A 12,425-nucleotide genomic window follows, 5' to 3' on the forward strand; every position below is an offset into this window, starting at 1 on the left:
TGGATGTTGAAAATCTAAGAAAGTATATTAAAGGAAGGCAAGAAATGAAAGTAAGCACGATGCTCAAAATTGCTTTTGCATTAGGCGTTAAGGCTGATGTACTTGTTAACGGTTTAGAAATTGATATTTTGGAAAAGAAATGATTATCTAGTGTGATTTAGCTTCGCTGAACTAACGTTTCTCCTTTATCGAAATGACATAAGTGTGGTGAAAAACTGTAACTAAAACCAAACTAACGAATCAATATTTTGCATACAAAAGCACAACCCTGCCATTTTTTGTGTAACTTTGAATTATAAAAATTTCAACAGCATGAACTCAGTAACTCCTTTAGATGTAAATCAAAAAGTTAACGCATTGCCTGATGCGCTTTTGCAAGAAGTTGATAAATATATTGATTATCTTAATTTTAGACAATCTAATTTAAGTTCTGGACTTTCTGAAAAAGAGATTTCACTAATTGAAAAAGGTAAAAGTGATATAGAACAAAATAGATTAATTCCTCACAAAGAAGCTAAAGAAAGAATCAAAAATTACATTAAAAACAAGTCTATCTAGTGGAAATTGTTTGGACAGAAGTTGCACTTGAAACTTTTTATAAAGTTGTAGATCATTTATTTGATTATTGGTCGATAGAAGCAATTGATCTTTTTGAAAAAAATGTTGATGAATTAATAGAAAGAATTGTAAATGATAACCATATATGTCCAGAAGCTAACTTATTTGGTTACAGAAAATGTGTTATTGACGAACAAAATTCTATGGTTTATCATATTATAAATGATAGATTGCTAATTGTAGTTTTTGTAGATAATAGAAGTCAACATTCTTATTAGTTGTTCCGAAAGAATTTAATTGTGCGATTTAGCTTCACTGAAATAACGTTTCTCCTTTATCGAAATGACAAAAGTGTGGTGAAAAATAGGGTTTTCAAATTTGCTTAAAAGTTCTTCTGAAAACTACTGCCCTAGCCCAGATTGCAACGAAAATCCTTTGCTTTTTTTCTTTAAAAAAGTAAAGATTGAAGTGTAAAGCTGGAAATAGCTCCAAAAAAAAACCATCCGAATTAACGAATGGTTTTAATCAAAATTAGTTCAAATTCTATTTATTCAGGATTTTTCATTACAAAAGAGTCCATAAATGCAGTAGTATAATTTCCAGCTACATAATCTGGTTCATCCATCAATTGTCTGTGGAAAGGAATGGTGGTTTTGATACCTTCAATCACAAACTCGTCTAAGGCTCTTTTCATCTTGTTGATAGCTTCTTCTCTTGTTTGAGCAGTAGTAATTAACTTAGCAATCATTGAGTCATAATTGGGTGGAATTGTATAACCCGCATAAACGTGCGTATCTAAACGAACTCCGTGACCACCTGGCGCATGAAGCGTTGTGATTTTACCTGGAGAAGGTCTAAAATCATTATAAGGATCTTCAGCATTTATACGACATTCGATAGCATGAAGATTTGGGAAATAATTTTTACCCGAAATTGGGATTCCAGCCGCAACCATAATTTGCTCACGAATCAAATCGTAATCTATTACTTGTTCGGTAATTGGATGTTCAACTTGAATTCTTGTATTCATTTCCATGAAATAGAAATTTCTATGTTTGTCAACCAAGAATTCTACAGTTCCTGCACCTTCATATTTAATATATTCGGCAGCTTTTACTGCAGCTTCACCCATTTTTTCACGCAAATCATCTGTCATAAATGGCGAAGGTGTTTCTTCGGTCAATTTTTGATGACGACGTTGAACAGAACAATCTCTTTCAGAAAGGTGACATGCTTTTCCGTAAGCATCTCCAACCACCTGAATTTCGATATGTCTTGGTTCTTCGATTAATTTTTCAAGATACATTCCGTCATTTCCAAAAGCTGCAGCCGATTCTTGACGAGCGCTTTCCCATGCTTTTAGTAAATCTTCTTGTTTCCATACGGCGCGCATTCCTTTTCCGCCGCCACCAGCAGTTGCTTTAAGCATAACTGGATAACCAAATTCGCTAGCTAGTTTTTCTGCTTGTTCGTATGATTCTAAAATTCCTACTGAACCAGGAACACAAGGTACACCGGCTTCGATCATAGTTGACTTAGCCGAAGCTTTATCGCCCATTCTATCAATCATTTCTGGAGAAGCGCCTATAAATTTAATTCCGTGTTCTTGACAAATTTTTGAAAACTTAGCATTTTCAGAAAGGAAACCATATCCTGGATGAATGGCATCTGCGTTAGTAATTTCGGCAGCCGCAATGATATTAGACATTTTTAAGTAAGAAAGATTACTTGGAGGCGGGCCAATACAAACCGCTTCGTCTGCGAACTTCACGTGCAAACTTTCTGCATCAGCAGTAGAATAAACAGCGACCGTCTTAATGCCCATCTCACGACAGGTTCTAATTATACGAAGTGCGATTTCACCTCTATTGGCTATAAGTATTTTTTTAAACATAATTTTTTAATTAGATAATTAGACAATATGCCAATTAGACAATTAAGAAGCGAGAAAACTCCAACTTCTAACTTCTAACTTCTAACTTTTTAAGATGGATCTACTAAAAATAATGGTTGGTCAAATTCTACTGGAGACATGTCATCTACAAGAATTTTTACAATTTTTCCAGAAATTTCAGCTTCAATTTCGTTGAATAACTTCATTGCTTCAATTACACAAAGAACATCCCCTTTAGCAATTGAGCTTCCAACCTCAACAAACATTGGTTTGTCTGGAGATGGTTTTCTATAAAAAGTACCAATAATTGGAGATTTTATAGTTACATATTTAGAATTTTCATCAGAAGCTGCTGGAGTTGAAGCTACTGGAGCAATTGCTACTGGAGCAGCAGCCTGTGGTAAAGCTTGTTGCATTGGTGCTTGCTGCACATAAGTAACATCATTTGAATTACCTTCCAAAGTAGTTCTGATAGTGATTTTTACATCATCCATTTCTAATTTTACTTCGGCAACACCTGAATTTGATACAAATTTGATTAGGTTTTGAATTTCTTTTAAATCCATAATTATTTGTTTTTAGTTTTAGTTTGTTTGTACTTTAATAAGCCCATTTAAGGTAGATTGATCCCCAAGTGAAACCACCACCAAATGCAGCAAATATTAGATTATCTCCTTTTTTAAATTTACTTTCGAAATCACTTAGCAATAATGGTAATGTAGCAGAAGTTGTGTTTCCATATTTTTCAATATTAATAAGAACTTTACTTTCGTCTAATTCCATTCTGCTAGCTGTAGCATCAATAATTCTTCTATTAGCTTGATGCGCAATCAACCAATCTACGCTATCATTAGTAAGATTATTGCGTTCCATTATTTTTGCGCTAACATCAGCCATTCCTGTAACGGCATATTTAAACACTGTTTTCCCATCTTGGAAAACGTAATGTTGACTGTTTTCAACTGTTTCTTTAGAAGCGGGCAATAAAGACCCTCCTGCATCAATTTTTAAATATTCACGACCAATTCCGTCGCTTCTTAAAAATTCGTCTTGCAAACCAAGACCTTCATTATTAGGTTCAAATAGAACCGCTCCGGCACCATCGCCAAAAATGATACAAGTAGCTCTGTCGGTATAATCTATTATTGAAGACATTTTATCTGCTCCAATTAATAATACTTTTTTATATCTTCCTGACTGAATGTAAGCAGAAGCTGTTGACATTCCGTAAAGAAAACCCGAACAAGCTGCTTGCAAGTCGTATGCAAAAGCATTTATAGCGCCTATTTGTGATGCTACATAAACTGCAGTTGCTGCAACTGGCATATCTGGGGTTGCAGTTGCCACAATAACCATGTCAATTTCTTTAGGATCTAGACCGCTTTTTTCAATAAGATTTTGAGCTGCTTTTATTGCTAAAAATGAAGTTCCTAACTTATCTCCTTTTAAAATTCTTCTTTCTTTTATACCTGTTCTAGAGGTAATCCATTCATCGTTGGTATCGACCATAGTCTCTAATACTTTATTAGAAAGAACAAAATCAGGGACATAAGCACCAACAGCCGTTATAGCAGATGTAATAGTATTCATAAGTTTTAATTAGTTTTGTAGCAATAAAACCGTTTTGCTACAAGTGGTGGAATTTACAAAAAAAAAATATATAAAATAATTTTTTAACGCTAATTTATTTAAAATTATAAACAACAAAAAACTCCCACAAAAGTGAGAGTCTATATTTATAGTTGTAAAAAAAACTATGCAAGCGCAACAGATTTGTCAATAACTACTTGACCTCTGTAATACATTTTACCTTCATGCCAGTAAGCTCTGTGGTATAAATGTGCTTCTCCAGTTACAGGACAAGTTGCAATTTGAGCAACTGTAGCTTTATAATGTGTTCTTCTCTTGTCTCTTCTTGTTTTGGAAATTTTTCTCTTAGGATGTGCCATTTTACTATATTATTTATCCGTTAATAGATTTTTTAGTTTGTCCCAACGCGGGTCTGTATTCTCTTCTTTAATTTCTTTTTTATTTTCTTTGATAGTGTGTTCTTTCAACTTTTCTAGAGCTGGAGTGTTTAAAGTTCCATCTTTTATTCCGGGATGAACACGTTTTAGAGGAACCGAAAGAACAATCATTTCAAATACATACTGAGAAATATCTAATTGATGTTCACCATGTGGCAAAATCAATAGCTCTTCATTATCGTTATTAAATGTGTCTCCAAACTGTACAACCAATCTAATTTTGCCTTTTATTGGCAAATCAAACATTTCACTTGTCAAATCACATGGAACATGAACACTTCCTTTGTGCTTTAAATCAAGTTCAAGCATTGTACTTTTCTTTTCTAAAACTACCTCAACTTTGATGTCACAATTTTCAAAATCGTCATACTCAAAGTTATCAAAGAACGTTTTACTTATTTGATATTCAAACTTATGTTTTCCTAATTTTAAACCAATAAAAGGAATTAGGAATTCGTTTAATTGTTTCATTTCAATATCAATTTTCCCTACTTTATGGGAGCGCAAAGATATAAAATTATTGAATAAATAAAACTGTTAAGCATTTTTTTTATTTAATATTTTTTTTCTTCTTGTTTTTCCCTTATTTTCATTGGATTTCGGCTTATGCTTTCATACTGATTTCTTGAATGAAAAACATCAATTGCCAAATAAACAGCTTCTTTAAACGAATTAAAATCGGCCATATTCTTCCCGGCAATTTCATAGGCAGTGCCATGATCTGGAGAAGTTCGAATTTTATTTAAACCTGCTGTATAATTTACACCTTTACCAAAAGACAATGTTTTAAACGGAATTAATCCTTGATCATGATAAGTTGCCAGAATTGCATCGTACTTTTCATATTGATTACTGCCAAAAAAACCATCCGCCGGGAAAGGGCCAAAAACCAATGTTCCTTTGTCGAATATTTTCTTTATCGTCGGTTTTAAAATTTCTTCTTCTTCTTTTCCAATAACACCGCCATCACCAGCATGTGGATTTAAACCTAAAACAGCAATTTTTGGTTTATTAATACTAAAATCTTGAATCAACGTTTTTTTGATGGTATCAATTTTTTGAGTTATTAATGATTCTGTCAAATGCTTTGCTACTTCATTTACAGGAATATGATCAGTCAACAAGCCGACTCTCAAATCATCTTGAACCATTAACATTAATGCATTTCCTTCTAATTCTTTATCAAGATAATCTGTATGACCTGGAAATTTGAATTCTTCCGATTGAATATTGTACTTGTTGATTGGCGCAGTAACTAAAACATCTATCAAGCCTTCTTTTAAAGCTTTGGTTGAAGCCACAAAAGACTTAATTGCATATTTTCCAACCGTTTCGTCATTGGTTCCAAAATTGATATCGAAACCTTCTCTCCAAACATTTAATACATTTATTTTTCCAACAACCATTTGGTCTAATCTATCAATACCGTGAAGCATTGCCGTTGATTCGAAACTTTTTCTAACAAAAGAAATTGTTTTTACGTTAGCAAAAATAACCGGAGTACATAACTCTAACATTCTTGAATCCTCAAAAGTTTTGAGCACTACTTCGCTTCCAATACCGTTTAAATCTCCAATTGAAATTCCTACGATTATATTTTCTGCCTTTTTTATCATTTGTAAACGTTATTTATTGCTATTTTTGAAGTTGCAAATTTAGTAAAATAAAACAAGAATGTTTACAGGAATAATAGAAACACTTGGCACGGTTCAAGAAATAAGAAAAAACGAGGATAATTACGATATTACAATAGCCTCTTCGATTACAAACGAGTTAAAAATTGACCAAAGTGTTGCACATAATGGTGTTTGTTTGACAGTTGTGTCAATTTCAGATTCAAAATACATCGTGACCGCTATTAAAGAAACTATTCAAAAAACAAACTTAAGTGATTGGAATGTAGGTGATTTAATTAATTTAGAAAGAGCAATGAAACTAGGCGACCGACTTGATGGTCACATTGTGCAAGGTCATGTTGACCAAATAGGAACTTGCAAAAACATTGAAAATGCCAATGGAAGTTGGTATTATACTTTTGAATACAACCCAGATTTAAGAAATCTAACTATTGAAAAAGGTTCGATAACTGTTAATGGTGTGAGTTTAACTGTAGTAAATTCTAGAAAAAATGAATTTAGTGTAGCTATTATTCCATATACCTATGAAAACACCAATTTCAAGTCTATAAAAATTGGGGCAAAAATAAATTTAGAATTTGATGTTATTGGAAAGTATATTACCAAATTACAAAGTAACTACTAGTTTAAAGTAAAAAAACCTCAAATTTACTTTGAAGTTTTTATCATTTTATTGTTGTATATTTTATAAATTCCGAAAGCTAAGGAAACAAATAATAAGATATATAGATTTTCATCAATAGGTAAACCAACAGGCGGGGCAGGTGGCGGTGGCGGTGGTGGGCCTTCCTTAGCTTGTGAAGCAATTGTAACCAAAAATAATACAATTGCAAAAAATGGCTTACTCATTATTTTATTCATAAGGATGTAAAAGTAAATAAATTTTAAACTTAACAAAATTAAACTTTAGTTAAATTGAAATTATTTCTAAATTAAGTACAAAAATACAATTTCAAATGGAAAAAAAAATTTTTTTTTCTTAAAACTCAAAAAAAACGTTTTAATAATAATCTCAACTTCATTTTATAAAAAAACCGTCTAGGAAATACTAAACGGTTTTGTTGTGGTCCCACTTGGAATCGAACCAAGCACCTACTGATTATGAGTCAGTTGCTCTAACCGAATGAGCTATAGGACCTTTGTTGAGGATGCAATATTACTACTATTTTTAATTTGGTGCAACTTTTTTAATAGTATTCATTCACAAAATAAAAACATTTATTATTGGTAAATTCAAAAAAGATTGATTTTTATTAGTTTAGCCAAAATTTATTTTATTTCTTGACAAAGCTCAATCAAAACCCCATTTGTTGTTTTTGGATGTAAAAAAACCACCCATTTATTATCTGCACCTTTTTTTGGAACTTCATTTAAAACCACAAATCCTTGATCCTTTAGTCGGATTACTTCTTTTTCAATATCTTCTACATCAAAAGCTATATGATGGATTCCTTCTCCTTTTTTTTCTATAAATTTTGCTATTGGACTATCCGGATTTGTTGCTTCTAATAATTCAATTTTATTAGGCCCATTCATAAAAAAAGAAGTTTTCACGCCTTCACTTGCTACTTCTTCTTGTTTATAAGCAGGTGCGCCAAATAATTTTTCGAAAACTATATTTGACGTTTCTAAATCTTTTACCGCTATTCCTATGTGTTCAATTTTTCTCATTTTACATTTTTTTTGTAAAATTATGAAATAAAAACAGATCCAAATAGATTAGATAATTTCAAAAATCTAAAATCGTTAATCTTCAATCAAAAATCTTATCGTATTTTTGCAACATGGAAACAAATAGACAGAAAAAAATTGGTGGCGTTCTACAAAAAGATTTGGTAGATATTTTGCAAGGTGAAATAAGAAAAAACGGGATTTCTAACTTAGTTATTTCTGTTTCTAAAGTTGTAGTTACTACCGATTTATCAGTAGCATCAGTGCATTTGAGTATATTTCCTCAAGAAAAAGCTGCTGAAACTTTGGCTGCTATCAAAAGTAATACCCCATTAATAAAACACGATTTGTCACAACGTGTGAAATTGCAACTACGCAAAGTCCCAAACTTGACTTTTTACATTGATGATTCATTAGATTATATCGAAAAAATAGATACTGCTCTGAAAATGAAAGAGAATCCAATAGAAAATCGTGATTTACTAGAACGTAGAAAGAAATTTTAAAAATTGAATTTCTCTTTATACATAGCCAAACGTTACCTTAGAAGTGCCAGCAAAAACAATGCAATAAACATAATAAATGGTATTGCGTCTCTTGGAATAATCGTTGGTGCAATGGCCTTGTTTGTGGTTTTATCGGTTTTTAGTGGATTGAAAGACTTTAGTTTGTCTTTCAGTAATGATTCCGACCCTGACTTGAAGATTAGCGCTACATTGGGCAAATCATTTTACGTTTCTGCTAAACAAAATGAAAAACTTCTAAAAATAAATGGTATTGCAGCTTCTAGCAAAGTTTTAGAAGACAGAGTACTTTTTATGTTTGACGGAAAAGAAATTGTTACTTATCTCAAAGGCATTGATGCTTCTTATGGGAAAGTAAACGATGTAAAAAAAACTATTTTTCAAGGCGATTGGCTCGAACCAAATACCACACAAGTAGTTGTTGGTTATGGAATTTCGCAAAAACTATCATTAGGATTATTTGAATTTAATCATCCATTTGAAGTCTTTGTTCCAAGACCAGGAAAAGGTGCTATTGAAAATCCTGAACAAGCTTTTAACAAAACGGATGTTGCTCCTGTTGGCATATATGCCATAAGTGAAGACTTGGATAGTAAATATGTTTATGTTGATTTGGGTTTAGCACAAAATTTACTCGAATACAAATCCAACCAAATTTCGGCTATCGAATTGAAATTGAAACCAAATTCAGATGAAGAAATTATAAAAAAAGAACTTCAAACTATCTTCAATAATAAAGTAACGGTAAAAAATAGAGCACAACTTAATGATTCGTTATACAAAATGCTCAATACCGAAAATATTGCAGTTTATTTGATTTTTACTTTAGTAATTATCATTGCGTTATTCAATCTTATTGGTGCATTAATCATGATGATTTTAGACAAAAAAGAAAATCTAAAAACACTTTTTAATCTTGGAGCAGAAGTCAAAAGCTTACGCAAAATATTTCTGTTACAAGGCACTTTATTAAGCATTTTTGGTGGAATTGTTGGTTTGCTATTAGGAATTATAGTAGTGTTACTGCAGCAACAATTTCAATTTATTATGATTACGCCAACTTTGGCTTACCCAGTTGTTTTTAATATTCAAAATGTACTAATTGTATTTGCAACTATTGTTTTGCTTGGTTTTATTGCAAGTTTTATTGCAAGTAGTAGAGTTACAAAAAAATTGTTGGGTTAAAAAACCTGATAATCAGCGTAAACTTCTTGAATTTCGTTTAAAGTTTTAAATAAACCTTCGGCATCATCAAGGGTCACTAATTTCAAACGATGTTCTTTGAAGTTAGGAATTCCTTTGAAATAATTGGTGTAATGACGACGCATTTCTACAATTCCAACACGTTCACCTTTCCAATCCATTGACCAAGTAAGGTGATTTCTAGCTGCTTCAACTCTATCGAAAATTGAAGGCTTTGCCAAATGTTCTCCTGTTGCAAAATAATGTTTGATTTCGTTAAAAATCCATGGATAGCCAATGGCGGCACGACCAATCATCATGCCGTCAAGACCAAATTTGTTTTTATATTCCAACGCTTTTTCTGGAGAATCGATATCACCATTTCCAAAGATTGGCATCGTAATTCTAGGGTTATTTTTTACACGTTCGATGTGACTCCAATCAGAATGTCCTTTGTACATCTGTGCACGTGTTCTAGCATGAACTGTCAAGGCTTGCACGCCTATATCTTGCAAACGCTCAGCAACCTCATCAATATTGATAGAATTTTCATCCCAACCCAAACGTGTTTTCACCGTTACCGGAAGACTTGTACCTTTAATTACCGCTTTAGTCAAACGCACCATTAAATCTACATCTTTCAAAACGCCTGCGCCTGCGCCTTTACAAACTACTTTTTTTACTGGACAACCAAAATTTATATCCACCAAATCGGGTTGAACAGCATCAACAATTCTTGAAGACATTTCCATAGCTTCTTCGTCACCACCAAATATTTGAATGCCAACTGGTCGTTCGTAATCGAAAATATCCAATTTCATTTTGCTTTTCACGGCATCACGAATCAATCCTTCGCTAGAAATAAATTCAGAATACATCAAATCAGCACCATGTAGTTTGCATAATCTACGGAATGGCGGATCACTCACGTCTTCCATTGGCGCAAGTAATAATGGGAAATCGGGTAGTATGATGTTACCTATTATGGGCATTTGTTCATTTTTTTTGCAAAAATACAATTTTTTGTTGGTTTCAAGTTTAAGGTTTCAAGTTTCAGACTTATAAATCAAAACTTTGCTTTATATTTGCAGATTAAATGCCTAGCTTTCGCTAAAATAAAGGATAGATTACGAAGATGAAAAACATTAGAAATTTTTGCATTATTGCTCATATTGACCACGGAAAAAGCACACTTGCCGACCGACTTCTTGGTGCCACTCAAACTGTTACCGCTCGTGAAGAAAAAGCACAATTGCTTGACAACATGGATTTGGAGCGTGAACGTGGTATTACCATAAAAAGTCACGCTATTCAAATGGAATATACATACAAAGGTGAACAATATATTTTAAATTTAATTGACACACCTGGACACGTAGATTTTTCATACGAAGTTTCTCGTTCAATTGCGGCTTGCGAAGGCGCATTATTGATTGTCGATGCTGCGCAAAGCATTCAAGCACAGACGATTTCCAATTTATATTTAGCATTAGAAAACGACTTGGAAATTATTCCGGTTTTAAATAAAGTTGATTTGCCAAGTGCTAATCCAGAAGAAGTTAGCGACGATATTATCGATTTATTAGGCTGTAAATTAGAAGATATTATTCATGCTTCTGGAAAAACTGGTTTTGGTGTCGAAAATATTTTGGCTGCTATTATCGAAAAAATTCCTGCGCCAAAAGGGATTGTCGATGAACCGCTTCAAGCCTTGATTTTCGATTCACATTACAACCCGTTTCGTGGAATTGAAGTAATTTTTAGAGTGAAAAACGGCGAAATTCGTAAAGGTCAAAAAATTAAATTCATGGCAACCGGAAACGAATATTTTGCCGATGAAGTAGGAACTTTAAAATTAAATCAAGTTCCTAAAAGTTCTATTTCTGCTGGGGATGTTGGGTATTTAATTTCAGGAATTAAAGAAGCCAAAGAAGTAAAAGTTGGCGATACAATTACTGATGCCAAAACACCAACAACCAATATGATTACTGGATTTGAAGATGTAAAACCAATGGTTTTCGCAGGAATTTATCCTGTTGATACCGAAGATTATGAAGAATTACGTTCTTCAATGGAAAAACTCCAGCTGAATGATGCTTCGTTAGTTTTTGTAGCTGAAAGTTCGGCAGCATTAGGTTTTGGTTTCCGTTGCGGATTCTTAGGAATGTTACACATGGAAATCATTCAAGAACGTTTGGAGCGCGAGTTCGACATGACCGTAATTACAACTGTTCCCAACGTTTCGTATTTGGCTTACACCAAAAAAGAGCCTGAAACAGCATTTATAGTAAACAATCCTTCTGACTTGCCTGAACCTTCTCGTTTAGACAGAGTTGAAGAACCTTATATCAAAGCAACTATCATTACTAAATCCGATTTTGTGGGTAATGTAATGAGTTTGTGTATAGAAAAACGTGGTCAAATTACCAATCAAACCTATTTGACAACCGAAAGAGTAGAATTAAATTTTGACATGCCGTTAGCCGAAATTGTATTTGATTTTTATGATAGATTGAAAACGGTTTCCAAAGGTTATGCGTCATTTGATTATTCTCCTATCGGAATGCGAACTTCTAAATTAGTGAAATTGGATGTTCTTTTAAACGGGCAAACGGTTGATGCTCTTTCTGCATTAATTCACGAGGATAATGCGTATAATATCGGTAAAAAAATGACCGAAAAACTGCGCGAATTAATACCAAGACAGCAATTTGATATTCCGATTCAAGCGGCAATTGGTGCTAAGATTATTGCACGTGAAACTATCAAAGCTTTAAGAAAAGATGTTACTGCAAAATGTTATGGCGGAGATATTTCTCGTAAAAGAAAATTATTAGAAAAACAGAAAAAAGGTAAAAAACGTATGCGTCAAGTAGGAAATGTTGAAATTCCGCAAGAAGCGTTTATGGCTGTTTTGAAGTTGAATGATTAA

At 32.9% G+C, this 12,425-nt stretch carries 15 protein-coding genes and 1 tRNA gene; 6 read left to right on the top strand and 10 right to left on the bottom strand.

Going from position 1 to position 12,425, the window contains the following annotated elements; all coding sequences use genetic code 11:
- The first annotated feature begins 312 nt into the window (after positions 1 to 312).
- Both ACIQ66_RS10145 and ACIQ66_RS10150 read left to right on the top strand, forming a co-directional pair.
- On the top strand, positions 313 to 558 hold the full coding sequence (locus ACIQ66_RS10145; protein ID WP_396212684.1) for a hypothetical protein: 246 nt from the start codon (positions 313 to 315) through the stop codon (positions 556 to 558).
- The gene (locus tag ACIQ66_RS10150) at positions 558 to 836 is read left to right on the top strand and encodes a type II toxin-antitoxin system RelE/ParE family toxin (RefSeq protein WP_396212685.1); all 279 of its coding nucleotides are present in this window, start codon (positions 558 to 560) and stop codon (positions 834 to 836) included. Before ACIQ66_RS10145 ends, ACIQ66_RS10150 begins: the two co-directional genes overlap by 1 nt.
- A 269-nt stretch (positions 837 to 1,105) precedes the next feature.
- On the opposite strand, the gene accC is transcribed toward ACIQ66_RS10150, so the two are convergent.
- The 6 genes from accC to pdxA form a co-directional block, all read right to left on the bottom strand.
- Positions 1,106 to 2,452 carry an acetyl-CoA carboxylase biotin carboxylase subunit gene (accC, locus tag ACIQ66_RS10155; protein WP_396212686.1) on the bottom strand — a complete coding sequence of 449 codons (1,347 nt, stop codon included), beginning with the start codon at positions 2,450 to 2,452 and terminating at the stop codon, positions 1,106 to 1,108.
- A gap of 89 nt (positions 2,453 to 2,541) precedes the next feature.
- The gene (gene accB, locus ACIQ66_RS10160) at positions 2,542 to 3,018 is read right to left on the bottom strand and encodes an acetyl-CoA carboxylase biotin carboxyl carrier protein (RefSeq protein ID WP_396212687.1); all 477 of its coding nucleotides are present in this window, start codon (positions 3,016 to 3,018) and stop codon (positions 2,542 to 2,544) included.
- Between the two features lie 34 nt (positions 3,019 to 3,052).
- The gene (locus ACIQ66_RS10165) at positions 3,053 to 4,042 is read right to left on the bottom strand and encodes a beta-ketoacyl-ACP synthase III (RefSeq protein WP_396212688.1); all 990 of its coding nucleotides are present in this window, start codon (positions 4,040 to 4,042) and stop codon (positions 3,053 to 3,055) included.
- A 164-nt stretch (positions 4,043 to 4,206) separates the two neighbouring features.
- Positions 4,207 to 4,401: a 50S ribosomal protein L32 gene (rpmF, locus tag ACIQ66_RS10170; protein WP_298178698.1), complete on the bottom strand. Its 195-nt coding sequence runs from the start codon at positions 4,399 to 4,401 to the stop codon at positions 4,207 to 4,209.
- 9 nt (positions 4,402 to 4,410) lie between these two features.
- Positions 4,411 to 4,950, bottom strand: coding sequence for a YceD family protein (locus tag ACIQ66_RS10175; RefSeq protein WP_396212689.1), 540 nt, complete (start codon positions 4,948 to 4,950; stop codon positions 4,411 to 4,413).
- An 83-nt stretch (positions 4,951 to 5,033) separates the two neighbouring features.
- Positions 5,034 to 6,095, bottom strand: a complete 1,062-nt coding sequence (pdxA, locus tag ACIQ66_RS10180) for a 4-hydroxythreonine-4-phosphate dehydrogenase PdxA (protein WP_396212690.1) — start codon at positions 6,093 to 6,095, stop codon at positions 5,034 to 5,036.
- A 58-nt stretch (positions 6,096 to 6,153) separates the two neighbouring features.
- Between pdxA and ACIQ66_RS10185 the strand changes: the two genes are divergently transcribed.
- Complete coding sequence (locus ACIQ66_RS10185; protein WP_396212691.1) at positions 6,154 to 6,741, top strand: riboflavin synthase; 588 nt, start codon at positions 6,154 to 6,156, stop codon at positions 6,739 to 6,741.
- A 23-nt stretch (positions 6,742 to 6,764) separates the two neighbouring features.
- Here the strand turns inward: ACIQ66_RS10185 and ACIQ66_RS10190 are convergent, their stop codons facing one another.
- From ACIQ66_RS10190 to mce, 3 genes are all read right to left on the bottom strand, one after another.
- Complete coding sequence (locus tag ACIQ66_RS10190; RefSeq protein WP_396212692.1) at positions 6,765 to 6,965, bottom strand: hypothetical protein; 201 nt, start codon at positions 6,963 to 6,965, stop codon at positions 6,765 to 6,767.
- 215 nt (positions 6,966 to 7,180) lie between these two features.
- Positions 7,181 to 7,254: transfer RNA gene (locus ACIQ66_RS10195), tRNA-Ile, on the bottom strand.
- Positions 7,255 to 7,385: 131 nt separating this feature from the next.
- Entirely contained in the window at positions 7,386 to 7,787 is a 402-nt protein-coding gene (gene mce, locus ACIQ66_RS10200; RefSeq protein ID WP_396212693.1) for a methylmalonyl-CoA epimerase, read from the bottom strand.
- A gap of 113 nt (positions 7,788 to 7,900) precedes the next feature.
- Between mce and rbfA the strand changes: the two genes are divergently transcribed.
- Entirely contained in the window at positions 7,901 to 8,293 is a 393-nt protein-coding gene (rbfA, locus tag ACIQ66_RS10205; RefSeq protein WP_396212694.1) for a 30S ribosome-binding factor RbfA, read from the top strand.
- Between the two features lie 3 nt (positions 8,294 to 8,296).
- A complete protein-coding gene (locus ACIQ66_RS10210; protein ID WP_396212695.1) occupies positions 8,297 to 9,496 on the top strand; it encodes an ABC transporter permease in 1,200 nt (399 codons plus the stop codon).
- Here ACIQ66_RS10210 and dusB read toward each other — a convergent pair.
- Complete coding sequence (gene dusB / locus ACIQ66_RS10215) at positions 9,493 to 10,485, bottom strand: tRNA dihydrouridine synthase DusB (protein ID WP_396212696.1); 993 nt, start codon at positions 10,483 to 10,485, stop codon at positions 9,493 to 9,495. The two genes, ACIQ66_RS10210 and dusB, sit on opposite strands and share 4 nt — an antisense overlap.
- Positions 10,486 to 10,628: 143 nt before the next feature.
- On the opposite strand from dusB, the gene lepA reads away from it, so the two are divergent.
- Positions 10,629 to 12,425 carry a translation elongation factor 4 gene (lepA, locus tag ACIQ66_RS10220; RefSeq protein WP_396212697.1) on the top strand — a complete coding sequence of 599 codons (1,797 nt, stop codon included), beginning with the start codon at positions 10,629 to 10,631 and terminating at the stop codon, positions 12,423 to 12,425.

Origin of the sequence: Flavobacterium sp., from assembly GCF_044377315.1 — a bacterium.
Taxonomy (GTDB): domain Bacteria; phylum Bacteroidota; class Bacteroidia; order Flavobacteriales; family Flavobacteriaceae; genus Flavobacterium.

Excerpts from the sequence above, each read along its gene's own strand:
- mce (WP_396212693.1), bottom strand. The coding sequence starts at position 7,787 with ATGAGAAAAATTGAACACATAGGAATAGCGGTAAAAGATTTAGAAACG.
- rpmF (WP_298178698.1), bottom strand. The coding sequence starts at position 4,401 with ATGGCACATCCTAAGAGAAAAATTTCCAAAACAAGAAGAGACAAGAGA.
- dusB (WP_396212696.1), bottom strand. The coding sequence starts at position 10,485 with ATGCCCATAATAGGTAACATCATACTACCCGATTTCCCATTATTACTT.
- ACIQ66_RS10175 (WP_396212689.1), bottom strand. The coding sequence starts at position 4,950 with ATGAAACAATTAAACGAATTCCTAATTCCTTTTATTGGTTTAAAATTA.
- ACIQ66_RS10185 (WP_396212691.1), top strand. The coding sequence starts at position 6,154 with ATGTTTACAGGAATAATAGAAACACTTGGCACGGTTCAAGAAATAAGA.
- ACIQ66_RS10165 (WP_396212688.1), bottom strand. The coding sequence starts at position 4,042 with ATGAATACTATTACATCTGCTATAACGGCTGTTGGTGCTTATGTCCCT.
- rbfA (WP_396212694.1), top strand. The coding sequence starts at position 7,901 with ATGGAAACAAATAGACAGAAAAAAATTGGTGGCGTTCTACAAAAAGAT.
- accB (WP_396212687.1), bottom strand. The coding sequence starts at position 3,018 with ATGGATTTAAAAGAAATTCAAAACCTAATCAAATTTGTATCAAATTCA.
- pdxA (WP_396212690.1), bottom strand. The coding sequence starts at position 6,095 with ATGATAAAAAAGGCAGAAAATATAATCGTAGGAATTTCAATTGGAGAT.
- ACIQ66_RS10145 (WP_396212684.1), top strand. The coding sequence starts at position 313 with ATGAACTCAGTAACTCCTTTAGATGTAAATCAAAAAGTTAACGCATTG.
- ACIQ66_RS10190 (WP_396212692.1), bottom strand. The coding sequence starts at position 6,965 with ATGAGTAAGCCATTTTTTGCAATTGTATTATTTTTGGTTACAATTGCT.
- lepA (WP_396212697.1), top strand. The coding sequence starts at position 10,629 with ATGAAAAACATTAGAAATTTTTGCATTATTGCTCATATTGACCACGGA.
- accC (WP_396212686.1), bottom strand. The coding sequence starts at position 2,452 with ATGTTTAAAAAAATACTTATAGCCAATAGAGGTGAAATCGCACTTCGT.